Source organism: Pseudohoeflea suaedae (assembly GCF_004354915.1).
In the GTDB taxonomy this organism is placed as follows: Bacteria; Pseudomonadota; Alphaproteobacteria; order Rhizobiales; family Rhizobiaceae; genus Pseudohoeflea; species Pseudohoeflea suaedae.
In genome coordinates, this window is sequence record NZ_SMSI01000002.1 from 458,701 (window position 1) to 479,355 (window position 20,655).

General features: G+C 62.5%; 21 protein-coding genes. 7 read left to right on the forward strand and 14 right to left on the reverse strand.

What is annotated here, in order from left to right; translation table 11 throughout:
- Nucleotides 1-35: 35 nt before the first annotated feature.
- Nucleotides 36-1,142, reverse strand: a complete 1,107-nt coding sequence (locus E2A64_RS12230; protein WP_133284759.1) for an NADH:flavin oxidoreductase — start codon at nt 1,140-1,142, stop codon at nt 36-38.
- A 179-nt stretch (nt 1,143-1,321) separates the two neighbouring features.
- Between E2A64_RS12230 and ttcA the strand changes: the two genes are divergently transcribed.
- Entirely contained in the window at nt 1,322-2,263 is a 942-nt protein-coding gene (gene ttcA, locus E2A64_RS12235; protein ID WP_244598267.1) for a tRNA 2-thiocytidine(32) synthetase TtcA, read from the forward strand.
- Here ttcA and E2A64_RS12240 read toward each other — a convergent pair.
- A complete protein-coding gene (locus E2A64_RS12240) occupies nt 2,238-3,215 on the reverse strand; it encodes an alpha/beta hydrolase (protein WP_133284760.1) in 978 nt (325 codons plus the stop codon). The two genes, ttcA and E2A64_RS12240, sit on opposite strands and share 26 nt — an antisense overlap.
- A gap of 133 nt (nt 3,216-3,348) precedes the next feature.
- Here E2A64_RS12240 and E2A64_RS12245 point away from each other — a divergent pair, with 133 nt between their 5' ends.
- Nucleotides 3,349-3,639 (forward strand): HlyU family transcriptional regulator, encoded by a 291-nt coding sequence (locus E2A64_RS12245; protein ID WP_133284761.1) that lies wholly within the window; start codon nt 3,349-3,351, stop codon nt 3,637-3,639.
- 37 nt (nt 3,640-3,676) lie between these two features.
- Here the strand turns inward: E2A64_RS12245 and E2A64_RS12250 are convergent, their stop codons facing one another.
- Together E2A64_RS12250 and E2A64_RS12255 are read right to left on the reverse strand one after the other, a co-directional pair.
- A complete protein-coding gene (locus E2A64_RS12250) occupies nt 3,677-3,862 on the reverse strand; it encodes a DUF3008 family protein (protein ID WP_133284762.1) in 186 nt (61 codons plus the stop codon).
- 63 nt (nt 3,863-3,925) lie between these two features.
- Nucleotides 3,926-4,390: an Lrp/AsnC family transcriptional regulator gene (locus E2A64_RS12255; RefSeq protein WP_133284763.1), complete on the reverse strand. Its 465-nt coding sequence runs from the start codon at nt 4,388-4,390 to the stop codon at nt 3,926-3,928.
- A gap of 159 nt (nt 4,391-4,549) precedes the next feature.
- Here E2A64_RS12255 and ald point away from each other — a divergent pair, with 159 nt between their 5' ends.
- Nucleotides 4,550-5,668 (forward strand): alanine dehydrogenase, encoded by a 1,119-nt coding sequence (gene ald, locus E2A64_RS12260; RefSeq protein ID WP_133284764.1) that lies wholly within the window; start codon nt 4,550-4,552, stop codon nt 5,666-5,668.
- Nucleotides 5,669-5,725: 57 nt separating this feature from the next.
- Here ald and E2A64_RS12265 read toward each other — a convergent pair whose 3' ends face one another.
- On the reverse strand, nt 5,726-6,841 hold the full coding sequence (locus tag E2A64_RS12265) for a citrate synthase/methylcitrate synthase (RefSeq protein ID WP_133284765.1): 1,116 nt from the start codon (nt 6,839-6,841) through the stop codon (nt 5,726-5,728).
- 113 nt (nt 6,842-6,954) lie between these two features.
- Here E2A64_RS12265 and E2A64_RS12270 point away from each other — a divergent pair, with 113 nt between their 5' ends.
- Nucleotides 6,955-8,145 carry a citrate synthase gene (locus E2A64_RS12270; protein WP_133284766.1) on the forward strand — a complete coding sequence of 397 codons (1,191 nt, stop codon included), beginning with the start codon at nt 6,955-6,957 and terminating at the stop codon, nt 8,143-8,145.
- A 10-nt stretch (nt 8,146-8,155) separates the two neighbouring features.
- Here E2A64_RS12270 and E2A64_RS12275 read toward each other — a convergent pair whose 3' ends face one another.
- The 4 genes from E2A64_RS12275 to E2A64_RS12290 all read right to left on the reverse strand — a co-directional run bounded on the left by E2A64_RS12275 (nt 8,156) and on the right by E2A64_RS12290 (nt 11,522).
- Nucleotides 8,156-8,716, reverse strand: a complete 561-nt coding sequence (locus E2A64_RS12275) for a GNAT family N-acetyltransferase (RefSeq protein WP_244598268.1) — start codon at nt 8,714-8,716, stop codon at nt 8,156-8,158.
- 1 nt (nt 8,717) lies between these two features.
- The gene (gene sseA, locus E2A64_RS12280) at nt 8,718-9,569 is read right to left on the reverse strand and encodes a 3-mercaptopyruvate sulfurtransferase (RefSeq protein WP_133284768.1); all 852 of its coding nucleotides are present in this window, start codon (nt 9,567-9,569) and stop codon (nt 8,718-8,720) included.
- An 84-nt stretch (nt 9,570-9,653) separates the two neighbouring features.
- Nucleotides 9,654-10,385 carry an alanyl-tRNA editing protein gene (locus E2A64_RS12285; RefSeq protein ID WP_174235799.1) on the reverse strand — a complete coding sequence of 244 codons (732 nt, stop codon included), beginning with the start codon at nt 10,383-10,385 and terminating at the stop codon, nt 9,654-9,656.
- Between the two features lie 102 nt (nt 10,386-10,487).
- On the reverse strand, nt 10,488-11,522 hold the full coding sequence (locus E2A64_RS12290; protein WP_133284770.1) for a cysteine synthase A: 1,035 nt from the start codon (nt 11,520-11,522) through the stop codon (nt 10,488-10,490).
- Nucleotides 11,523-11,763: 241 nt separating this feature from the next.
- Here E2A64_RS12290 and E2A64_RS12295 point away from each other — a divergent pair, with 241 nt between their 5' ends.
- Complete coding sequence (locus tag E2A64_RS12295; protein ID WP_133284771.1) at nt 11,764-12,399, forward strand: ChrR family anti-sigma-E factor; 636 nt, start codon at nt 11,764-11,766, stop codon at nt 12,397-12,399.
- 23 nt (nt 12,400-12,422) lie between these two features.
- Nucleotides 12,423-13,226 carry an SDR family NAD(P)-dependent oxidoreductase gene (locus E2A64_RS12300; RefSeq protein ID WP_133284772.1) on the forward strand — a complete coding sequence of 268 codons (804 nt, stop codon included), beginning with the start codon at nt 12,423-12,425 and terminating at the stop codon, nt 13,224-13,226.
- Here the strand turns inward: E2A64_RS12300 and E2A64_RS12305 are convergent.
- From E2A64_RS12305 to E2A64_RS12325, 5 genes are read right to left on the reverse strand one after another with little or no spacing between them, the layout of a single operon-like run.
- A complete protein-coding gene (locus tag E2A64_RS12305) occupies nt 13,213-14,574 on the reverse strand; it encodes an MFS transporter (RefSeq protein WP_174235789.1) in 1,362 nt (453 codons plus the stop codon). The genes E2A64_RS12300 and E2A64_RS12305 overlap by 14 nt on opposite strands.
- On the reverse strand, nt 14,561-15,847 hold the full coding sequence (locus tag E2A64_RS12310) for an SAM-dependent methyltransferase (protein WP_133284773.1): 1,287 nt from the start codon (nt 15,845-15,847) through the stop codon (nt 14,561-14,563). The genes E2A64_RS12305 and E2A64_RS12310 overlap by 14 nt, the downstream gene beginning before the upstream one ends.
- Nucleotides 15,844-16,701 carry a DUF1365 domain-containing protein gene (locus E2A64_RS12315; protein WP_133284774.1) on the reverse strand — a complete coding sequence of 286 codons (858 nt, stop codon included), beginning with the start codon at nt 16,699-16,701 and terminating at the stop codon, nt 15,844-15,846. The genes E2A64_RS12310 and E2A64_RS12315 overlap by 4 nt, the downstream gene beginning before the upstream one ends.
- Nucleotides 16,701-18,083 carry an NAD(P)/FAD-dependent oxidoreductase gene (locus E2A64_RS12320; RefSeq protein ID WP_133284775.1) on the reverse strand — a complete coding sequence of 461 codons (1,383 nt, stop codon included), beginning with the start codon at nt 18,081-18,083 and terminating at the stop codon, nt 16,701-16,703. The genes E2A64_RS12315 and E2A64_RS12320 overlap by 1 nt, the downstream gene beginning before the upstream one ends.
- Entirely contained in the window at nt 18,083-19,537 is a 1,455-nt protein-coding gene (locus tag E2A64_RS12325; protein WP_133284776.1) for a cryptochrome/photolyase family protein, read from the reverse strand. The genes E2A64_RS12320 and E2A64_RS12325 overlap by 1 nt, the downstream gene beginning before the upstream one ends.
- 457 nt (nt 19,538-19,994) lie before the next feature.
- Here E2A64_RS12325 and E2A64_RS12330 point away from each other — a divergent pair, with 457 nt between their 5' ends.
- Nucleotides 19,995-20,438: a helix-turn-helix domain-containing protein gene (locus tag E2A64_RS12330; RefSeq protein WP_158285758.1), complete on the forward strand. Its 444-nt coding sequence runs from the start codon at nt 19,995-19,997 to the stop codon at nt 20,436-20,438.
- Nucleotides 20,439-20,655: the final 217 nt, after the last annotated feature.

Here is a 20,655-nt window from a genome sequence, read left to right on the forward strand (position 1 = left end):
AAAGCGGGAAGGCCATTGGCGCAAGGCCTGCAAGATCACACCAGTTCGGCGAGATCCCTGGCGCTGAAGCCATCCGGGGTTCCCGCGGCTTCGTCGCGGATCTTCTTCGGCCATTCCGGATCGGAAATCAGCGCGCGGCCGACGGCGATCAGATCGAATTCGCCACGTTCCATCCGCGACACGAGCTTGTCGACCGGGGCGGAAGCGGAGGGCTCGCCCTTGAAGGCGCCGAAGAATTCCGAGGACAGGCCGACCGAGCCGACCGAGATGGTGGCCGCGCCCGTCAGCTTCTTCGCCCAGCCTGCGAAGTTGAGGCCGTCCTCGCCATCGATTTCAGGGAACTCCGGTACCCAGAAGCGGCGCTGCGAGCAATGCAGGATATCGGCACCGGCTTCTACGAGCGGGGCCAGCCAATCGGTCATCTGGTCAGGGGTTTCAGCGAGGCGGACGGTGTAATCCTGCTGCTTCCACTGGCTCACGCGCAGCGCGATCGGGAAGTCGGGGCCGACAGCTTCACGGACGGCCGCCACGGTCTCGGCGGCAAAGCGCGAGCGCTCCTTGATCGTGGAGCCACCATACCGGTCCTCGCGGGTGTTCGTGCCGCCCCAGAAGAACTGGTCGATCAGATAGCCGTGCGCGCCATGGATCTCGACGATGTCGAAGCCGTTGTCCCTGGCATCCCGAGCGGCGCTTGCGAATGCCGCCACCGTATCGGCGATGTCTTCCTCGGTCATCGCGACGCCGCGCGGGGTGTCCGGTGCGACAAGGCCCGAGGGGCTTTCAACCGCAGCTTCGGGTTCCCAGTCGCCCGACCGGGTGGAGCCGGTGTGCCAGATCTGCGGCCCCATCTTGCCGCCGGCGGCATGGACCTTGTCGACCACGCCCTTCCAGCCGGCAAGCGCGGCTTCGCCATGGAAGAAAGGGATTTGAGGCAGGTTGCGCGAGGCCGGACGGTCGATCACCGTGCCCTCTGAGAGAATGAGACCGACGCCGCCCTTGGCGCGCTTTTCGTAATAGGCTTCCTGGGCCGCGCCCGGAACGCCGTTTTTCGCGAAGTTCCTGGTCATCGGGGCCATGACGAGGCGGTTCGACAGTTTGAGGGATTTGAGTTCAAAGGGCTGAAACAGGACGTCGGTGCTCATTGTATGCTCTATCACGTGGTTGGTTGTCGTTGGTTGCGCAGGTAGGGAGCACGACAAGGTAATTCAATATTTTTTGTACTAAAAATTCCTCGTGCGGATAAGGCATCCGGAGAGCGAGGTGCCGGGCGGTCGCGGGCTTGATCCCTTTTCGGGTCCGTGTAGAAGGCGGGGACGAAGGAATGGAGCGTTCGGCAATGGACAACAGCCTGACAAGCGGCGAGGCCGCGGCACTGGACATCAGCGAAGCCGATACGGCGGCGGAATTCGCCGGTTCCGGGCCGTCGCTCTATGCCGGCGCGCCGTCCTCGGTTTCCTTCAACAAGCTGCGCAAGCGGCTGATACGGAACACGCGCCAGGCGATCGAGGATTTCTCGATGCTGGCCACGGTCCGTGCGGCGGAAGACGGCAAGCCGCGCCGCTGGCTGGTGGCGCTGTCCGGCGGCAAGGATTCCTACGGCCTGCTGGCGCTTCTTCTCGATCTCAAATGGCGGGGTTTGCTGCCGGTCGATCTGGTGGCCTGCAATCTCGATCAGGGGCAGCCGGGTTTCCCCAAGCACATCCTGCCGGACTATCTCGACAGTCACGGAATCACGCACCGTATCGAGTATCAGGACACCTATTCGATCGTTACCGACAAGCTGCCGGAAACGGCGACCTATTGCGCCTTGTGTTCGCGCCTGCGCCGCGGTCACCTCTACCGGGTGGCGCGCGAGGAAGGGTGCGAGGCGCTCGTTCTCGGTCATCATCGGGACGACATTCTCGAAACCTTCTTCCTCAACCTGTTTCATGGCGGCCGCCTTGCCTCCATGCCGCCCAAGCTCGTCAATGACGAGGGCGACGTGATGGTGCTTCGCCCGCTCGCCTATTGCGCGGAAGATGACCTGCAGAAATTTTCGGATGCGATGGAATTTCCGATCATCCCCTGCAATCTCTGCGGGTCGCAGGACGGCCTGCAGCGCAACGCGATGAAGGCCATGCTGAGCGATATCGAAAAGCGCATGCCGGGACGCAAGGACACGATGATCCGCGCCATGGGCCATGCGCGTCCATCCCACCTGCTCGATCCGAACCTCTTCGATTTCGCGGGGCTGTCGCTTACAGACCCGAAATCCACGAACTGATCTTCGCGCTTATCCCGGCAGTCGTGGCGGGGGACATGATGTCGCCGGCAAGCACGTGGTTGTATTCGTCCTCGCTGTCGGTGATCTCGAGCATCTGTGCGTCTGCGCCCCACCGTTCGGCGACGTCGCGCGTGAGATCCGGCCGGACGACCCGGTCGTCGGGCGAGAAGATGAACAGGGCGGGCGTCGTGATGTTTTCCACGTGCGCCTGCCTCGCGAGCGAAACGATCTGCCCCATCGGGATGACGGACAGGGATGGATAGTCCGTCGTCCAGTTTTCGGCCTGGCCGGGTCTGCGGGCCTCGAAACTGCGTCTTTCGCCGAGGATGAGTTTGACCAGCTGCGGCGCATAGGGGCCGGTCAGCAGGAAGCTGCCCCTGGCGCGGACGCCGTAATTGGGCGAGAGAAAGACGTAGCCCGCCACGTCCCCTGACAGTTCGGGCCGTTCTGCCGCCCAGGTGGCAAGCGAAGCTCCGGTGGAGGTCGCCATGACGATCACCTTTTCGCCGATCCTGCGGCCGATGGCGATCGCTTCGGCATAGTCGTTGACCCACGCATTGACGCTTGCGTCCGACATCGCATCGCCATTGCGTCCATGGCCTGCCAGACGTGTGAAGAACAGATTGGCGCCCAGCGATTTCGCCACATTGTCGGGCACCGGTCGTATTTCCGCCGGGCTCGCGGAAAAGCCATGCACGAAGACGATTGCGAACGCGGTCTTCGCCTTCGACTTCGGGTAGGCCCACAGGATCTGTTTCTGGTTGCCGGGACGGATATCGTCGAACGCATTTTCACGTTCGGCGACATAGGTGGTGAGATCTTCTGGAAGCGAAGCGCTTTGAAAGGTGATGCTCGTATCGGCAACCGGGCGTGGTCCGAGCAGCCAGACCAGGCCGAGTGCTATGGCGCCAAGCAGCAACAGGTAGATCACGATCCTCAACTTCCTTCCCATGCGAGCTTCCTCCAAAGCCGGTGCGGATGACCTTATTCGGGGCCAGGCAAGAAGAAAAGCGCGCATGGTCCACGCCATTGCTCCTTGCCGATCAGAGCCTTAGGATGGGTTCCAACAGAGGAAAGGAACGATCATGAGCGGATTTCTGGCTTCCCTGCGCGGGCTCTTCGGCGGCAGCGGCGATGGAGAAGCGGCAAAGCCGTCCCGGGAGCCGGAAGTCTACAAGGATTTCCTGATCACGCCGGACCCGATCGCCGAAGGCGGCCAGTTCCGCCTGGCCGGCACGATCGAATCCCGGTCGTCCGGCAAGTCGCATCACTTCATCCGCGCCGATGTCTTCACCAGCCGCTCGGACGCGGAAACCGCATCGCTTGCCAAGGCGCGGCGGCTCTGCGACGAACAGGGCGAGGCGATGTTCGACTAGGTCACGGCCCGCGCGGCGTTGCCGGGGCCTGTCCGCCTCAGGCGTTCTTCTTCGCAGGCAGGTCCTTGCGGTCGGTCGATGCCATTTCGTCGAGCTCGGATTCCGACATCGAGTCGTACATGTCCTTCGAAGCGCCCTGGAGGTCTTTCACCTTCGTCTCGCCGCGCTTGGCGCTCAAGGCCGCGCCGGCGGCCTTCTGCTGTGCCTTGGATGTCGCCTTCATCACACGTCTCCTGTCACCGATGTCAGGAAGAACGGTGCGGAACCGGGCGTGGTTCCGTCGCGCTCAGTCCAGACCGACATTCGGCCGGTCCATGACCTCGCGCAGAGAGAAGCTCGAATTGATCTTCACGACATGGGGGAGTGCGGAGAGCCAGTCGCGGTGTATGCGCTCGTAATCCTCGAGATCGCGCGCCGCGACGCGCAGAATGTAGTCATACTCCCCGCTCACCAGATAGCAGACAAGCACGTTGGGGCAGCGTCTGACGGCGTTTTCGAACTCGGTCAGCGTCTTTGCGAACTGGCCCGAGAGCGAGATGTGGACGATCGCCATCATCCGGTAGTCGAGCGCCTTGTGGGAGATTCTTGCGTGATATCCCTTGATGACGCCGGATTTCTCCAGAATGTCGAGACGGCGCGAGCAGGCCGATTGCGACAGGCCGACGCGCTCCGAGAGGGCCGCGTTGGATATCCTGCCCTCTTTCTGAAGAATATCCAGGATCGCAGTATCCGTCTTGTCGAGATTTATCATTCGAAGAAATCACTATAATTGACCTTGTGAATGCAAGGTTATTCGAAATGACCCCGCCGATCAATGCGACTTCGCAAGGACATTCACCGCTCTCCGTGGTTTTATCAGCCGCATCCAGCAACCTGTCCGGACAACGGACTCGCGGAAAAGGGAACAGAAATGCGCGTCGGATGCCCCAAGGAAATCAAGAACCATGAATATCGTGTCGGCCTCACGCCCGGCGCGGTGCGCGAATATGTGGCCCATGGCCACGAGGTCATCATCGAGACCGGCGCTGGCGCGGGTATTGGCGCCGACGATGCCGCCTACAAGGCAGTCGGCGCGCGCATTGCCGCAACTGCCGCCGACGTGTTCGAAAAATCGGACATGATCGTCAAGGTGAAGGAACCGCAGCCGGCCGAATGGGCGATGCTCCGCGAGGGCCAGCTGCTCTATACCTATCTCCACCTGGCTCCGGATCCGGAGCAGACCAAGGGGCTGATTTCATCGGGCGCCACCTGCGTTGCCTATGAAACTGTCACCGATGCCCGTGGCGGCTTGCCGCTTCTCGCGCCGATGTCGGAAGTGGCCGGACGTCTCGCGATCCAGGCCGGTGCGACAGCGCTTCAGAAGGCCAATGGTGGTCGCGGCATCCTGTTTGGCGGCGTGCCGGGTGTGCTGCCGGGCAAAATCACCGTCATCGGTGGTGGCGTGGTCGGCCTGAATGCGGCCAAGATGGCCGTCGGACTCGGCGCCGACGTGACGATCCTCGACCGCTCGATCCCGCGCCTTCGTGAACTCGACGATATTTTCAACGGCCGCGTCCACACCCGCTACTCGACCATCGAGGCGCTTGAAGAGGAAGTGTTCTCGGCCGACGTCGTCGTGGGTGCGGTCCTCATCCCCGGTGCCGCCGCTCCCAAGCTGGTCACGCGCGACATGCTTGGCGGTATGAAGCGTGGCGCGGTGATCGTCGATGTCGCTATCGACCAGGGCGGCTGTTTCGAGACCTCGAAGGCGACCACCCATTCCGAACCGACCTATGAAGTCGATGGCGTGGTGCATTATTGCGTCGCCAACATGCCGGGCGCGGTGCCGGTCACGTCGGCCCACGCGCTCAACAATGCGACGCTGACCTACGGGCTCATGCTGGCCGACAAGGGGCTGAAGGCAATCGCCGAGGACAAGCATCTGCGCGCAGGGCTGAATGTGCACAAGGGCCGGATCACCAACCGGGCCGTGGCCGATGCGCTCGGTTACGAGATGTCCGAGCCGGAGGTCGCGATCAAGGCCGCTTGATCCGTCCTGCGAGCCAGAAGACCCCGCCGGTGCGCCTTGGTGCCCGGCGGGTTTTTCTTAGTTTCCAGCGCTCTCCGGCATCGGGCCGGTATAGCGCGATTTCGGGCGAATGAGCCTGTTCGCCCGTTCCTGCTCACGCACATGGGCCGTCCAGCCGGCCATGCGCCCAGCCGCGAAGACATTGGTGAAGCTGTCGCGGTCAAACCCGACGGCTTCAAGGATCAGGGCGGTGAAAAACTCCACATTGGTTTCCAGGCGCCGGTCGGGTCGGCGTTGCGCGAGCTGGCGCAGCGCTTCGCGTTCCACCTCTTCGGCGAAGGCCAGGCGTCCGGTCGGGTCGCCGAGTTTTCCCAATGCGCGCTTGAGGGCATCGGCGCGGGGGTCGCGTACCCTGTAGATTCGGTGGCCGAATCCCATCAGTCTTTCGCCCCGCTCCAGCTCCGCCGCGATCCAATCGGAAATCTTGCCGTGCCTGCCGATCGCATCCAGCATGTCGAGAACCGGCCCCGGCGCCCCGCCGTGCAGCGGACCCTTGAGTGCGCACAGGGCGCCGGTGACGGATGAGAAAAGGCCGGCACGGGTGGAGGCGATGACGCGGGCGGTGAATGTCGAGGCGTTCAATCCGTGGTCGGCGACGGTTACCAGATAGGCGTCGAGCGCGTCCGCTTTCTCCTGTTCGACCGGGCCACCGTGGATCATGGCGAGAATGTCCGCGGCGTGCGAGGCGGCCGGATCGGGGGCGGGCACGTCTTCGCCCTTGCGAAGTCGGTGGATCGCGGCAGCATAAACCCCGGCGGCAGCCACCGCGGTGACGGCGTGATCACCCGCATGGCTGTCGGGCAGAGATGCAAGCATGAGGCGCAGGGCCTCGACTGGCGAGAGGCCATCCGTGCCGGCCAGCAGGGCGGGCGACAGGGTTTCGAAGATATGCAGACGTGCAGCGCCCAGCCGCTGTCCGATCTCGTCGGCGCCGGGATCGCCGGGCAGGAAGTCACGCCAGAGCAGGGCGAGCAGGTCCTCGAAGCGCCAGCCGGCGAGGGCCGCGAGATCATGGCCGCGAATGACGAGGCGGCCAGCGACGCCGTCGACCATGCTCAGGACCGTGTCTGCGGCCACGACATCCTCGAGGCCCGGCGTGGATGCGGGGTGAATGGCGGGTTCGGGTCGGGTCATGAAGGCCTCCATCGATTGCGAGATCAGTAAGGTTGATGGCACCCAGAATCCGGATTAGCTTGATATGGTCAATCTTGATTCAATGTATCAATGTAAATGGAGCGGAGAGACGGATGGCGGGGCAGGACGATCATGTCGATGCGGCCGTGGCGGCCGGGGCGCTGGGGATCAGCCGTGCATCGCTTTACGCCTATGTCAGCCGGGGACTGATAAGAACGCGCGCCGATGAGGCAGATCCAAGGCGGAAGTTCTACAGTCTTGCGGATATCGAGACATTGCAGCGACGCAAGGCGATCGCGCGTTCGCCGGGCGAGGCTGCGGCAACGACGCTCGACTGGGGGCTGCCCGTCCTGGCGTCGGCCATAACGCGGATTGCGGCCGACGGGCTGTTCTATCGCGGCCGCGATGCCGTCCGGCTTGCCGAAAATGCCACCCTGGAAGAATGCGCCCGTCTGCTCTGGGATTGCGGCGAGCGCGATCCGTTTGCCGAGGCCGGCTCGCTGCCAGAGCCGTGGGAGCCCGCGGTTCTCGCGCGGCTCGCCGCGCTTCCGCTGGTCGAACGGTGTCAGGCGCTTCTGCCGCAGGTCGGCGCGGGGCAGGCGGTCCGCTGGCAGCGTCCGACCGCGCGGCTCTGGCCGGGCGCTGCCGCATTGCTTCGCGCCGTGGCGGCAGCGGCAAGCCGCGGCCAGCCCGGTGAACGGCCGGTCCATTCATATCTCGCCGAACAATGGGGCTGCGATACGCGCGGTGCCGACGCCATACGGCGTGCGCTGGTCCTGCTGGCGGATCACGAGCTCAACGCGTCGGCTTTTGCCGTGCGCGTGGTAGCCTCGACCGGCGCATCCCTCGGGGCGTGTCTGAATGCCGGGCTCGGTGCGCTGAGCGGGCCGCTTCACGGCGGCATGACCAGCCTTGTCGAATTGCTGTTCGACGAGATGACGCGTAGCTCTGATGTGGGTCAGCTGGTCGAGGCCAGGCTGCGGCGTGGCGAAGGCATTCCCGGTTTCGGTCACCCGCTCTATCCCGAAGGCGATCCGCGGGCTGCGGCGATCCTGAAACATGTACCTGCAGACCCGCACCGCGATGCGTTTGTCGCGGCGGTGGGCGATGCGACCGGCAAACGCCCGAGCGTCGATTTCGCACTGGTGGCGCTGCGCCGTTCCTGCGGTCTGCCAGAAGGCGCCGCACTCGCCATCTTCGCAATCGGGCGAACCGCAGGATGGATCGCCCATGCGCTCGAGCAGGGAAACGACGAACGGCTCATCCGCCCCCGCGCCCGCTATATCGGTGTCGACCCGGTGTGATCGCGGCTGTCTAGTCAGCCTGCATGATGCCGAGAAGTTCCTTGTTCGTCAGGGGGCGGATCAGTGCCTCGCTCTGGCTGAAGGGCGAAAAGCCCATCTTCTGGTAGAGCGGCAGCGCGGCCGGATGGTCGAGCGTGTTGGTCGAGACCGTCAGCCGGGTGATCGGGTGGTTCCAGGCCGCCATCATCGCCTGACCGAGGAACCATTTGCCCAGACCCCGGCCGCGGGCCTGTTCCATCAGTCCGAAATAGACGAGCGACATGGTGGCATCGTCGGTGCGGTGAAGTTCGAACATGCCCGCGGGCGCACCATCGATGCTCAGAACCCTAATCTCGGTCTTTTCGTCATGGACGATCGCCGAAAGCTCCGCGTCCTTCATCCGGAGCCGATAGACCCAGTGCCATTTGCGCCCGATCCGCCAGTACAGATAGCGGTAGAAGTGCAGCGGGATCCTGTTCACGCGCAGAAGCGTTGCATGCACGTTGACGGGAAGTGCTGGCAGCCGGCGCGGCGGCTCGGTGCATTCGAGCCAGGTCACTGTCGCCTTGAGAGTGCCGGTGCCGGGCGCCACGTCACGCGTCTCCGGCTTCGACTGGCGTGTCGGATCGCGATCCCCATTCCGACCAGGAGCCGTCATAGAGCCTGACGTCCTCGTGCCCGAGCGAGGCAAGCGCGAAAGAGATCGCGGCAGCGGTCACGCCGGAGCCGCAGGTGGTCACGACGGGCTTGGAGAGATCCACCGAAGATGAATTAAAGAGATCTCGCAACGCCTTGAGAGATTTCATTTTTCCGTTTTCGGCAAGGCTAATGACCGGCACGTTTTTCGCGCCCGGCATGTGGCCCGAGCGCATGCCTTCGCGCGGCTCGGGCAGTTCGCCGGTGAAGCGACCGGCGGGCCGCGCGTCGGCGATCTGACGGTTGCCCTCGACAACGATCGACCGCATGTCGGCAAGGCTTGCGACATCGTCCTTCGGTGCGGCGTTGAAGCTGCGCGGCGTCTTCGGAGCAGGGCCGGAGGTTTCGAGCGGCAGGTCGCCCGCCTTCCAGCCATCGAAGCCGCCGTCAAGGAGATAGACCTTTTCGGCCCCGAAATGGCGGAACAGCCACCAGACGCGCGGCGCGGAGAAAAAGCCGGGGCCATCGTAAACGACGATGGTGTCGGTCTCGGCAATGCCGAGCGCGCCAACCTTCTCGGCAAACAGATCCGCCGGGGGCAGGGCATGCGGCAGCGAGGAGGACGGGTCGACGATGTCGTCCTGATCGAACAGCACGGCGCCGGGTATGCGGCTCTCGGCGAATTCGGCCTTGTGGTCGCGCCCCATGGCCGGCAGGTACCAGGAACCGTCGACAATCGAGAGACCCGGCGTGCCGAGACGGTTGGCAAGCCAGTGATAGGATACGAGATAGGGGCTGGTGTCTGTCACGTCCGTCTCCTCCGGGGGTGGCCTCATGTTCGGTTCACTCCACGTCATGCGTTTTCATCTGTCGAGATGCGGCGCAACCCGCTTTCAGGCGGGCATTTCGCCGAAGCGGATACGGAAGCGACGGTTCTCTCGGCCCTTCTTCTCGATCTTGCCGATATGGATCTGGCCGACTTCGGCGGTCTCCGAGACATGGGTGCCGCCGCAAGGCTGGCTGTCGACGGTCGCCTGATCGCCGATGCAGACGAGCCGCATCCGACCGAGCCCGCGGGGCGGGCGCACGTTCTTCGACTTGACGATATCGGGATTGGCCTCGAACTCCTCCTCCGAGATCCACTCGATATAGACGGGATGATTGGCCTCGACGAGCGCCATCAGCTTTTCCGTCACCTCGGCCTTGTCGATCGTCTCGCTCATGTCGAAATCGACACGCGCATCATCCTCGGCGATGGAGGCGCCTGTTATCGGATAGGGGCAGACGACGGAGAGGAGGTGACAGGCGGTGTGGAGCCGCATGAGCTTGTAGCGGCGGTCCCAGTCGATATGGAGCGTCACCGTCTCGCCGATGTCGGGTGCAGGCTGGTCGGCCGCCGGAAGATGGATGATCTCCGCCTTGGTCGCGCCGTTGATGGTGCCTTCAATCCGGATACGGGTACCGTCGGCCCGCTCGAAAAAGCCCGTGTCGCCCGGCTGGCCGCCGGAGGTCGCGTAAAAGCAGGTCTGATCGAGCTCGATCCCGCCATCCTCGCGAATGCCGGTGACGGTCGCTTCGCATGTTGAAAGATAGGCGTCGTCGGCAAAGAGAGCTTTCATTCCAATATCCGTGGCTCGAGAAGCAAATGTCTGAAACACCACAGATATAGGAAAATCCGGCCCGGCTTGCCACCGCCTTTTCAGGGGCGTCCGGCGAATCGCTGTTGTCTAGCCGGCATTTTCGAAAGGAATCGAGAGGCTGCTCTTCCGGGTCAGCCATTCCGGCACGGGCAGGTTCTTGGCGGCGAGGAACTCCGGATTGAAGAGCTTCGACTGATACCGGTTGCCGTAGTCGCACAGGATGGTGACGATGGTATGCCCGGGGCCCATTTCCTTGGCCATACGGATGGCGCCGGCGACGTTGATCCCCGACGAGCCGCCGACGCAGAGACCCTCCTGTTCCAGGAGGTCGAAGACCAGCGGTATGGCTTCCGAATCCGGGATGTTGAAGGGCATGTCGGGCGTAAAGCCTTCGAGATTGGCGGTGATGCGGCCCTGGCCGATGCCTTCCGTGATGGAATTGCCGGAGGATGCGAACGCGCCGGTGGTGTAGTAGCTGTAGAGCGCCGCGCCGTCCGGATCTGCAAGCCCGATCTTGACGTCCTTGCTGAAGCCGCGGAGGCCTTCGGCGACACCGGCCAGCGTGCCGCCCGAACCCACGGCGCAGATGAAGCCGTCGATCCTGCCGCCCGTCTGCTCCCAGATCTCGGGCGCGGTGGTCTTGATGTGGGCATTGCGATTGGCGACGTTGTCGAACTGGTTGGCCCAGATCGCGCCATTGGGATCGGAGGCGGCGATCTGTTCGGCCAGACGGCCCGATATGCGCACATAGTTGTTGGGGTTCTTGTAGGGGGCCGCAGGCACCTCGACGAGCTCGGCGCCCATCAGGCGGATGGCGTCCTTCTTTTCCTGGCTCTGGGTTTCCGGGATCACGATCACGGTTCGATAGCCGCGGGCGCGGGCGACCAGCGCCAGCCCGATGCCGGTATTGCCTGCGGTGCCTTCGACGATGGTGCCGCCGGGACGGATCCGGCCCTTCTCCTCGGCGTCACGGATGATCTCCAGCGCCGCGCGATCCTTGACCGACTGGCCCGGGTTCAGAAACTCCGCCTTGCCGAGAATCGTGCAGCCCGTCGCCTCCGATGCTGCCTGGAGCTTGATCAGGGGTGTATTGCCGATTGTGTCGAGAACGGAGCGGTCCATGATGTACCTGTAAAATATGGGAGGCGTGATTGCGCCCATTTTCGCCGGTGCGGCCAGACATTGAAAAGAAATTCATTCCGCCAGGCTGCGATATGCAGAAATCCAAATTCATTGAAATCGTTCTCTGCGAAAAAAATCTGCCGACAGATTGATCCAGTACATCGTTCATGACGTAACGGTATGATACGTAATTGAACTTACGTAGTATGGAAACGGCGGCAGGTCTGCCGATATCGGTTCAATGGTCGCGGAACAACTTGAAACGCTCATGGCGCGCTATGTCGCTGGCAGCTTGCCGGCCCCTGTGCGCGTTCTCATTGCTACACATCTCGCGATGAAGCCTGAAAGCCGCGCCATGTGCGAGGCGTTGGAAAGCCTTTCCGGGGCGGAATTGTCCGATCTTCAGGGGGTGGCCCTCGAGGATCGCGACGGAATGCTCGCCCGCATCCTCGCATCAGAGCCGCCGGCAGCGGTCGAGAAGAGGCGGAAAGACAGGGATACGGTGTTTCCCGCGCCGCTCGTGGATTTTCTCGGCTTCGATCTCGCGGATGTGCCATGGAAGACCCGTTTGCCCGGCTACAAGATCCACGACATGGGCATTATCGACGGCATCGGCGTGAATCTGTTCAATTTTCGGCCGGATCGAGCCGCGCCCTCCCATACCCATCACGGACTGGAATTGTCGCTGGTGCTCAGCGGCGGCTTCACGGATGTTTTCGGTCATTACCTGCCGGGTGACATATCGGTGGCGGATCCCGACGTCGATCATCGTCCGCAAGCCGATCCGGGGGAACCTTGTATCGGTTTTCAGGTTATTGAAGGACCGTTGAAGCTCACCGGTCCGCTGGTGCGGCGTCTTCGCGATCTGATTGGCTGAAATTCCCGACAGCGGAGGAAAACATGTCGCTCTACAGGGCAAGACCGGAGGATGGCGTCGCCTGGGTAACCGGCGCGTCGAGCGGCATAGGACGGCAGACGGCGCTGGAACTTGCGCGTGCGGGCTACACGGTTGTCGCCACCGCACGAAGCGAGGACAAGCTGTCTTCACTCGCTGCCGAAACCGCAAATCTCAGGGGAAGCGCCATACCCATGCCGTGCGACGTCACCGACGAGGACGCGATGTCGGATCTCGTCGCCGCCATCGAGGCGCGCCACGGCAAGATCGCGCTTGCGGTCTTCAATGCTGGCATGTTCGCGCCCGTTCATGGCGAGCGGCTGAATGTCGAGCGTTTCACCAAGAGTTTCGCGGTCAACCTGACCGGCATCATCCATGGCCTGGTGCCTACAGTCAGCCTCATGCAGCGCGCAGGTCGCGGGCAGGTGGTGCTGATGGCCTCCGTCGCCGGTTATGCCGGGCTGCCGACCAGTGCCGCCTACGGCGCGACGAAAGCGGCGGTCATCAATCTCGCCGAAAGCCTGAAATTCGATTTCGACAAGATGAACATCCGAATTCAGGTCATCAATCCGGGTTTTGTCGACACGCCTGCCACGGAAGGCAATCCGTTTCCCATGCCGGCACTGATGGAGGTGGAGGAGGCCGGAAAGCGCATCGCCAAGGGCATCGCCGAGAGCGATTTCGAGATCACCTTTCCGCGCCGCTTCACCTGGCCGCTCAAGATCGTTTCGAAACTTCCCTATCCGCTCTATTTCTGGCTCGTGGGCACCGCAACGGGCTGGAAGAAGAAGCCGCTCAGGCCGAAGTGATCCTGTCGCGCAGCGATTTCTGCTCGGCCTCGTCGAGCGGAAAGTTCCACATCAGGGCGATGGCCGCCAGTTTGGCGACGATCGGCAGCCATCCATAGGCGATGGCCAGCGCGAGCAATCCGTTCGCCGTCGTCTGGCCCTGCGGATCGAACCCCGCCAGGGAAAGAAGCGGAAAGGCCATGCCGACGGCGAGCGCCAGCGCCAGCTTCGTCGTCAGGCTCCAGAGCGCGAAATACAACCCGCTGCGCTGCTCGCCGCTTTCAGCCGTATCCACATCGATGACATCCGCCTGAATGGAGGGCGGCAGGGCCAGATCGAAGCCGAGAAGAAGGCCGGTAACGACGCAGATCGCCAGAAAACCGTACCAGGCGCCTTCAGGCAGAAGCGGCGCGGGCGCGAAGGCCACACAGGCGAGGATCATGGCGACCGACCACGCCCGGTGCTTCGAACTGCGCCTGGCCGCCAGAAGGGCAATCGCCGTCCCGCCAACGCCGCACAGGAAATAGATGAACAGGAACAGTCCGCGGGCCTCCGGCATTCCGAGCCGGTCGGAGACGAAATAGAGAAACAGCGTGGCAGGTATGCCGGTGGCGAGGCCGTTCAGGAAGAACGCTGCGAGCAGGCGGATAAAGGGCTTGTTTGCCGCAATGGCCTTCAGCCCGTCGCGGAGTTCGAGCTTGCGGCGGGTAAAATCCCTCGGCTCCGGGACCAAGGCGAGCGTCACCGATCCGAAGAGGGGGAGCAGCAAGGCAATGGCGGCCCCCAATATCGCCAATCCATTCCAGACCGTCGGGTCGTCGAAGCCGATCGTGTAGGGAAGGGCGATGGCGCCGAGCGTGCCGAGCAGTATCAGTCCTTCGCGCCAGCCGGCGATGCGCGAGCGCTGATGATAGTCGCCGGCGAGCTCCGCGCCCCAGGCGGAATAGGGCACGAGCATGATCGTGTAGCCCAGCGACAGGAGCAGACCCCAACCGGTGAGCCAGAAGAGGCTTGCATCCGGTGGTGGCGCGAACAGCATGAAGGCCGAGAGCGCGACGAGCGGGATGCCGAGCGCGAACAGCGTGCGGCGGCGCCCGAAACGGGTTCGTGCCCGGTCGCCGATCCAGCCCATGGCGGGGTCGCTGATCGCGTCGAACAGCCTGACGACCAGCAGGGCGAAGCCCACGCCCGCGAGCGGCAGGCCGAGCGCCTCGGTGTAATAGGTCGGCACCAGCACATAGAGCGGCAAGGTGAGGGCCGCGAGCGGAATGGCAGGCAGCGCATAGGCGAGCAAAAGCGGCAGGGAGAGCGCGCCCGTCTCCCCTTGGCTCTTGTCGTCGCCTGGTGGGTGAGCGCTAGGTGTAGACAACCTGGCGCACGTTGATGTGCCCGGCGCGGAAACCGGCTTCGCAGTAATGCAGGTAGAACTCCCACAATTTGCGGAAGCGATCGTCGAAACCGAGCGGGACGATGTTCTCCCAGGCCGCCCAGAAACGCTCGCGCCAGGCGGCGAGGGTGCGGGCATAATCGAGCCCGAAGGCGCGTTCGCCGATCATCTTCAATCCGGAATTCCGGCCGAGTTCGACCAGGTGCTCCTCGGATGGCAGCATGCCGCCCGGGAAGACATAGCGCTGGATGAAGTCGGGCGCCGACTTGTAGTTCTGATAGGCTTCCGGGCGGATCGTGATGATCTGGAGGCCGGCGCGTCCGCCCGGTTTGAGGCATTCGCGCAGCTTGCCGAAATAAACCGGCCAGTAGCGCTCGCCGACGGCTTCGAACATCTCGATGGAAACGATGGCGTCATACTGTCCGGTTTCGTCGCGATAATCCTGGAACCTGAAATCCACCTTGTCCGACAGTCCGGCCTTCTCGATGCGATGGCGCGCGTAGGCGAGCTGTTCCTTCGAGATCGTCAGGCCGGTCACATGGCAGCCGATCTCGGACGCCGCGAACTCGGCGAACCCGCCCCAGCCGCAGCCGATCTCGAGCACCCTGTCGCCGGGCTTGATGCCGGCGGCATGGGCCAGCGCCCGGTATTTCCGGGCCTGTGCGCTCGGCAGGTCGTTGGCGCCTTCCTCATACAGGGCCGAGGAGTAGGTCATCGTTTCGTCGAGCCATTGCTCATAGAAGGCGTTGCCGAGATCGTAGTGGGCCGAAATGTTTTTCTGGGCCTGCGTCCTGGTGTTCGAGCGCATCCAGTGGCGAATCCTCTCGATCAGCCGCAGCACGCCCTGCGCGCCGTTCGAGAAACGGTCGCCGATGCTCATGTTGACGAGAAAGAACTCGAGAAACACCGTGACGTCGGGGCTTTCCCAGTCGCCGTCCATATAGGTTTCCGCCACGCCTATGGTGCCGGATGACAGGGCACGGCTGGCGAGGTTCCAGTTGCGCAGCACGAGATGCGCATGGGGGCCTTCCGCCTCTCCTTCGATGCGGAGCGTTCGCCCCTCGGGCAGGGTGATGACGAGGATGCCGCGCTTTATGCCCATCAGGCGGCGCAGGGCGAACTTTGCCTTGCCGGGAAGGCCGCGCAGCTGCTTCGACAGGTGCTCGGGGCGGAGCAGTTCGCCCTTGTCCCGGCAATAGTTCGACTGATTTCCGCAATAGTTTGACTGATTTCCGCAATACTGGCTGTCGGTCATGCGTCTTCCCCTGACGAAAGCGCGTGGCCGGTCTTGTTGCCGGCTCCCGCGCCCGGATAGCTCACCCTTGCCGGAGGTTCCGGCTTGCTGAAGAAGGTCACGCCCTTGAGCCACAGGCGCAGTGCCTCGTAGTGGATGCCGCCCAGTATCTTCCAGGTCAGCATCGGGATCCGCATTACATTGCGCAAAATTTCCGCCGTGCTCAAGGGCTTGGCCTTCGCCGCGTAAGTCGCGGCGAGAAGCGGGCCGTCGGCATCGGTCTCCAGAATGCGCCATTTGAGGGTCTCGCCCGGAAACGACATGCGGAAATGATAGGTCAGCTCCATGTCGAGGAAAGGCGAGACATGGAAGAGCTTCTTCCTTTCCTGCCGTATGCCGGCCGGGCTCATGTCGCCGGCCTCGACGGGGCAGACATAGGTGTGGTCTTCGCCGAACGTGTTGCGCACCTGGTAGACCAGTGCCGTCAAACCTCCGGCCGCGTCATAGGCGTAGAAGACCGAGAGGGGATTGAAGACCTTGCCGAGCACTCTCGGATAGCAGGCAAGGAGAATGCGCGCGGGCGCTTCCGTCATGCCTGCGTCCTTCAGCAGGGTGTCGACATGGGCGCGCAGGCCGTCCGCATCGGAGCCGCGAACGTGGTCGGTCTCGCAGAAGGACAAGAGATTGAAGCCGTTGACGGAGAAAAGAGGGCTGAGCGCGTCCGCTTCGGGCAGCCTGTCCAGATCGATCAGCAACGAAAACACCTCGTAGTCGAAACGGTGCCCGACGGGACGCATGCGCTGGTGCATGACGGTGCCGCGATAGAGAAGGGCGGGCGCCATGTCGACGGCGGTGGGCGGTGAGACGTGTTTCATCAGGCGACCTCGCTGGTCTCCTCCCGTCTGGCGATCGCGCGGGCGAAAACAGCGGGATCGGCGGGAGCGGGCGCGTCGCGCCAGGGAAAGCTCGCGCCGAGCCGTTCGGCTGCCTTGATGCCTGAAAGAAGTCCGTCCTCGTGGAAACCGTAACGGGTCCACGCACCGGCATAGCTGGTCGCATTATGGCCCTGGATCGCCTCGACGCCTTCCTGGATTTCCATCGCATCGGTGCCGAACTGCGGATGATCGTAGGAGAATTCGGCAAACACCTTGTCCGCATCCGGTTCGCGGTCCGGGTTGAGCGTGACGAAAAGCGGGCAGTCGTGGTCGATCCCCTGCAGCCTGTTCATCCAGTAGCTGACGGCCACATCCGCGTCGGCAGCGTCGTTTGTCGAGCGCAGATAGTTCCACGATGCCCACGCCTTGCGCCGTTTCGGCATCAATGCGGGATCGCGGTGGAGCACGACGCGGTTCGGCCGGTAGGGAATGGCGGGCAGCAGCGCCGCTTCCGTCGCCGTGGGTTTGTCGAGGATCGCCAGGGCCTGATCGGTGTGGCAGGCGAGGATCACATGGTCGAATCGTTCGGTCCGACCTCTGCCGTCGGTGATTTCGACACCTCGATCATCGCGCTTCACGTTCCTGACCGGGCTCGACAGGCGCAGACGGTCGCCTAAAGGGGCGAGCAGCTTTGACAGGTAGTTCCTGCTGCCGCCGGAAACCGTACGCCATTGCGGGCGCTCGGAATGGATCAGCCGGTGATTGTCGAAGAAATTGACGAAGTGCGTCGCCGGGAAATCGAGCATCTTGTGGGCCGGGGTCGACCAGATCGCGGCCGCCATAGGCACCAGATAGTTGTTGCGGAAGCCGGGCGAAAAGCCGCGCCAGTCCAGATAGTCGCCGATCGAGCGGGCGTGCAGATGTCCGGCCTCGCGGTCGGTGACGCAGAGCTTGTTGAAGCGGAATATCTCGCGCAGCATCAAAAGGAAGGAGGGACGGAACAGATTGCGCTTCTGGGCGAAGACGGAGGCGAGGTTGTCGCCGCACCATTCGAGCTTGCCCTGATCGAGCGAGAGCGAGAAGCTCATGTCGCTCTCATGCGTGTCTACCTCCAGATGCTCGAACATCGCGGTCAGGTTGGGGTAGTTGAGCGTATTGTAGACAATGAACCCGGTGTCCACCGAGACCGGCTTGCCGTCATAATCGATATCGACGGTCGCCGTGTGTCCGCCGGGGCGGTTTTCGGCTTCATAGAGCGTCACGTCATGGCAGCGGTCGAGAGCCCAGGCTGCGGATGCGCCGGATATGCCGGAGCCGATGACGGCGACCTTCAAGCGCGGAGTTGCGCCGGGAACGATTTTCGAGGGGGTCGGGGCGTTCATCATGCGTCCTTGATTGTCTCGAATGCGGAAAGGGCGCGATCGCGCGCCTCCTTGTGGTCGATAATGGGTTCCGGATAGGTCTCGCCGAGGGTGACGTCCGCATCCACGAGAACCTTTTCCGGCGCATCCCAGGGATGATGAATGTATTTGTCCGGCAATGCGGCGATCTCCGGTACGTATTTTCGGACGTAGATACCGCCCGGATCGAACTTTTCACCCTGAATGATCGGATTGAATATGCGGAAATAGGGCGCCGCGTCCGCGCCGGAACCCGCAACCCATTGCCAGTTCGACGGATTGCTCGCGGCGTCCGCGTCGACAAGCGTATCCCAGAACCACTCCTCGCCCTCTTTCCAGTGGATGAGCAGATGCTTGGTCAGGAATGACGCCACGATCATGCGAACGCGGTTGTGCATCCAGCCTGTCTGCCAGAGTTCACGCATTCCGGCGTCGACGATGGGGTAACCGGTCATGCCCTTCTGCCATGCGTGAAGATCCCCGGTGGCGTCCTTCCACGGAAAGTCGTCGAAGCGATCGTCAAAGTTCGCGGCATCGATCCCGGGGCTGTGAACCAGAAGGTGGTAGCCGAATTCACGCCAGCCGATTTCCTTGCGGAAAACGGCCTGATCCTCGTTGGAACCGCTTCCCTTGCCGCTTGCACCGTCGAGCGCGCGAAAAATCTGAGCCGGCGTGATTTCGCCCATAGCCAGATGCGGCGAGAGGCGGGATGTGTTTTCGCCGTCAGGACGGTCACGCCCGCTCGCATAACCACTGATCCCGCCATCGAGGAATGTCTTGAGCCGCTCATGCGCGCCCGTTTCGCCGGGTGTCCAGGTCTCGCGCAGCCCGCCCGCCCAGTCCGGGCGGGACGGCAGGAGGTTCCAGTCCGACAGTTTTTCGGATGCCGGCTTGCTGCTGGGCGATGATAGCTTTCCGGGCTTCGAGATCGGGTCGGGAAGTTCCAGAACCGATTCAACGGCTTTCCAGAAGGGGGTGAAAACCTTGTAGAATTTCCCGGAGCCGGTTTGTATGGCACCCGGGTCGTGAAGAAGCGCGCCGGGAAAGGTCTCTACCGCGAAGCCATCGTCGGTCAGGCGGTCTGCCAGATCTTCGTCGAATTCCGCTGCCGCCCCGCCGTAGCGCCGGTTCCACAGGATGGTGCCGGCATCGCATTTGCCGGCGAGATCTCCCAGAACCACATAGGGATCGCCGGTTGCCAGGACGAGCGGTGCGCCGAGCTCGTCGAGCGACCGCGACAATCCTTCCAGGGATTTGTGCAGCCACCAGTCCCGCGCCGCGCCGTTTGAGCGCAATTTCGTGCCGCTCGTGCGGATGAAGACCGGAACCACCGCGTCATATTCGGATGCGGCGGACAGGGCCGCATTGTCGGCGATGCGCAAATCCTCCCGGAACCATAGAAGGGCAGTTTTTTTCTTGTCGGAGGTGTCCGGCATGCAGGTCGGTTCTTTCAGTTGAGGTTCGTTCTACGCATTAACGAGCGCCACGGTTCAGAAGTTTCACATCGGGCGATCAATTTGCCGCATGAGAATATTCCATAATTTTCTCTGGTTATTTGACGTATTGTTGTGTTTAAATACGCTAAATATCCAGTAAATATACTATAAAAACGGAATGGAATAATTTATACCATGCTTAAATGCGAGGCCTTGGCGGGATATGCTTGACGGATTTGACGCAGGGGAAAGCGCCCGGCTGATAGGCCGGGGTCTGCAATTCTTCGATCTCCACACATACAAGAGATCAGCCGTCATTTCATCGGTCGCGGAAGATCACGCAGACATTTTATATGTCTCCTCCGGCGCTGTCGGGCTGTACTCGCATGTTTGCGGCAATGAAGAGCTGATCGGTCTTATTCTCAAGGGGGAATGCGTAAGCTTCGGCGGTCGGGCCATGAACCCGGGACGTCTGACCGCCCGGGCGCTCAAGAATTCGAATGTCTATGTCGGAAGGTCGACAAATCTGGCCGGGCTGATGCCGGATGGTGCGATCAACAGGCTTGTCATGTCTGCCACGACGCATTTGTTCAACCTGCTGCTCAATCAGGCTGCCGCGATGAAGGTGCGCCGCCTGGAGGACCGGATCGTGGTGGTTCTGAAAAACTGTGCCCGCTTCCAGGGGCAGGATCTTTCCCAGGACGCGGTCGAACTGGAATGGGGGATCAGTCAGGTGGAATTCGCAAACCTGCTCGGCGTCGCCCGGCCTTATCTCAACAAGGCCATCCGGCAGCTGGAGCAGTCCGGTGTTCTCGAGTTCAATGGAGACCGTGTCGTGCTCGATGAGTGCCGGAAGAAGAAGGGGCTTGAGGTCCGGCATGAAAATGCCCGATATGGCTGAGCATTGTAAATAAAGTGACAGTTCAAATATTTTTTCGGGCGCGGAATTATATGCCGAAGCGGCATTATTTGCAAAACTCGTCAGTGTAAATACTCATACCGATATGTTGCTTTGCGTAGGCAGGAAAGATGTTCCGCAAGTGCGGTCTAGTCTTGGGGTCTGCTTCACTGGGCATGAGTCTCGTTTTCAAGCGGGGCGTATGCCGGCATGCGATTTC

What these genes read in the sequence shown, in the direction of transcription:
- E2A64_RS12230 (WP_133284759.1), bottom strand. Translation starts at nt 1,142, where the DNA reads ATGAGCACCGACGTCCTGTTTCAGCCCTTTGAACTCAAATCCCTCAAA.
- ttcA (WP_244598267.1), top strand. Translation starts at nt 1,322, where the DNA reads ATGGAGCGTTCGGCAATGGACAACAGCCTGACAAGCGGCGAGGCCGCG.
- E2A64_RS12240 (WP_133284760.1), bottom strand. Translation starts at nt 3,215, where the DNA reads ATGGGAAGGAAGTTGAGGATCGTGATCTACCTGTTGCTGCTTGGCGCC.
- E2A64_RS12245 (WP_133284761.1), top strand. Translation starts at nt 3,349, where the DNA reads ATGAGCGGATTTCTGGCTTCCCTGCGCGGGCTCTTCGGCGGCAGCGGC.
- E2A64_RS12250 (WP_133284762.1), bottom strand. Translation starts at nt 3,862, where the DNA reads ATGAAGGCGACATCCAAGGCACAGCAGAAGGCCGCCGGCGCGGCCTTG.
- E2A64_RS12255 (WP_133284763.1), bottom strand. Translation starts at nt 4,390, where the DNA reads ATGATAAATCTCGACAAGACGGATACTGCGATCCTGGATATTCTTCAG.
- ald (WP_133284764.1), top strand. Translation starts at nt 4,550, where the DNA reads ATGCGCGTCGGATGCCCCAAGGAAATCAAGAACCATGAATATCGTGTC.
- E2A64_RS12265 (WP_133284765.1), bottom strand. Translation starts at nt 6,841, where the DNA reads ATGACCCGACCCGAACCCGCCATTCACCCCGCATCCACGCCGGGCCTC.
- E2A64_RS12270 (WP_133284766.1), top strand. Translation starts at nt 6,955, where the DNA reads ATGGCGGGGCAGGACGATCATGTCGATGCGGCCGTGGCGGCCGGGGCG.
- E2A64_RS12290 (WP_133284770.1), bottom strand. Translation starts at nt 11,522, where the DNA reads ATGGACCGCTCCGTTCTCGACACAATCGGCAATACACCCCTGATCAAG.
- E2A64_RS12295 (WP_133284771.1), top strand. Translation starts at nt 11,764, where the DNA reads ATGGTCGCGGAACAACTTGAAACGCTCATGGCGCGCTATGTCGCTGGC.
- E2A64_RS12300 (WP_133284772.1), top strand. Translation starts at nt 12,423, where the DNA reads ATGTCGCTCTACAGGGCAAGACCGGAGGATGGCGTCGCCTGGGTAACC.
- E2A64_RS12310 (WP_133284773.1), bottom strand. Translation starts at nt 15,847, where the DNA reads ATGACCGACAGCCAGTATTGCGGAAATCAGTCAAACTATTGCGGAAAT.
- E2A64_RS12315 (WP_133284774.1), bottom strand. Translation starts at nt 16,701, where the DNA reads ATGAAACACGTCTCACCGCCCACCGCCGTCGACATGGCGCCCGCCCTT.
- E2A64_RS12320 (WP_133284775.1), bottom strand. Translation starts at nt 18,083, where the DNA reads ATGAACGCCCCGACCCCCTCGAAAATCGTTCCCGGCGCAACTCCGCGC.
- E2A64_RS12325 (WP_133284776.1), bottom strand. Translation starts at nt 19,537, where the DNA reads ATGCCGGACACCTCCGACAAGAAAAAAACTGCCCTTCTATGGTTCCGG.
- E2A64_RS12330 (WP_158285758.1), top strand. Translation starts at nt 19,995, where the DNA reads ATGAACCCGGGACGTCTGACCGCCCGGGCGCTCAAGAATTCGAATGTC.